At 28.2% G+C, this 1,430-nt stretch carries 3 protein-coding genes; 1 reads left to right on the forward strand and 2 read right to left on the reverse strand.

Annotated elements, in window-relative coordinates:
• The first annotated feature begins 147 nt into the window (after window positions 1–147).
• Window positions 148–1,029 (forward strand): IS982 family transposase, encoded by an 882-nt coding sequence (locus Q0075_RS06950; protein WP_282787371.1) that lies wholly within the window; start codon window positions 148–150, stop codon window positions 1,027–1,029.
• On the opposite strand, the gene Q0075_RS06955 is transcribed toward Q0075_RS06950, so the two are convergent.
• Both Q0075_RS06955 and Q0075_RS06960 read right to left on the reverse strand, forming a co-directional pair.
• Window positions 1,001–1,186, reverse strand: a complete 186-nt coding sequence (locus tag Q0075_RS06955) for a hypothetical protein (RefSeq protein ID WP_297868876.1) — start codon at window positions 1,184–1,186, stop codon at window positions 1,001–1,003. The genes Q0075_RS06950 and Q0075_RS06955 overlap by 29 nt on opposite strands.
• A gap of 3 nt (window positions 1,187–1,189) precedes the next feature.
• Window positions 1,190–1,430 (reverse strand): hypothetical protein (locus Q0075_RS06960; RefSeq protein WP_297868877.1); only part of this gene is annotated, 241 nt, incomplete at its 5' end.

Here is a 1,430-nt window from a genome sequence, read left to right on the forward strand (position 1 = left end):
CAGACGTGTGCTCTTCCGATCTTTTTTGTTTAGTTCTGTTTTAGATTGTATGTAATTTTCATTTATTAACCCGTTGTGCATTATAAAAAAAGTTGCTCAAATCATTAATAATGATTAAATTGTATTGACTTTCAAACAATTACAATAATGAGCAACCTTGAAGCAAGTTACAAATTAATTTTAAAAGAATTACGTAAAATTTCAGATACTGATAATTTTTATTTTAAACCAGTAACGCCAAAACTATCTGATATAGAGTTAATTAGTCTAATTATTTTAGCGGAGTACAAATCTATAGACTCTGAATGTCAATTATTTAGAGATATTAAAGGATTTGATATTGAACCAAAAATAGAACGAAGTGTTTACAACAAAAGGAAAAAAAGATTGTTTACTCATATTGAAGAAATTAGAAAGAGAATGGTTAAAAAACTGAATGAGTTTGAAAAATATTTCGTGGTGGATAGTATGCCTTTGGAAGTATGTAAATTATCCCGCTCTTCTAGAAGCAAAATTTGTAAAGAAGTAGATTACGCTCTGCCTAATAAAGGATTTTGCGCCTCTCAAAACTTACATTTTTACGGATACAAACTACATGCTGTGTGTTCTATAAATGGTGTTTTTCAAAGTTTTGATTTAGCACCTGCTTCTATACATGATATTCATTATTTGCAAGATATAAAAAAACAACTAACTGATTGTGTGCTGCTTGGGGATAAAGGATATTTATCGCAAACCATTCAATTGGATTTGTTTAACGAAGTTAAAATTGAGTTAGAAACTCCCAAAAGAAAAAATCAAGCAGATTATAACCCTCAATACTATCAGTATAAAAAATACAGAAAAAGAATTGAAACTTTGTTTTCTCAACTGTGTGACCAATTTATGATAAGAAGAAATTACGCTAAAACTTTTGAGGGGTTTAAAACTAGAATTTTGGCTAAAATTACAACTCTAACTTCTATTCAATTTTTTAATAAATTTCTATTTCAAAGAAACATTAACAACTTAAAAATAAATCTCGCTTAATAATGCACAACGGGTAATTATAATTTTCTCCAAGATTTAAAATGGAACTTGTTTCAGTCAAAACAATAATATCTGCACCAAACCCGTAGAGTTTGGCTGCTATTTTTTTGTTTTCATTTTTTTCAAGACGTTGAACGTTCCAAGTTAATATTTTCATCTTTTAATCTACACTTTGTTGTTCAAGAATTTTATCTACATAAATGTCAACTTCTTTCATAAATTCATTAAAGACTGGTTTTATTTCTTTAATGGTTGCATATTTATTCCAACAATCTGGATGATTTGGGTGCGGAAATAATCCTTTTACTAATTTGGATGTGTTTTTTGCATAAACAAAAGAAATTTCATTTGACATTCCTAATCTTTTCAATTGGTCGCCTGACTGCATTAAATAAAACAAT

This window comes from uncultured Flavobacterium sp., assembly GCF_937967675.1.
Taxonomy (GTDB): domain Bacteria; phylum Bacteroidota; class Bacteroidia; order Flavobacteriales; family Flavobacteriaceae; genus Flavobacterium.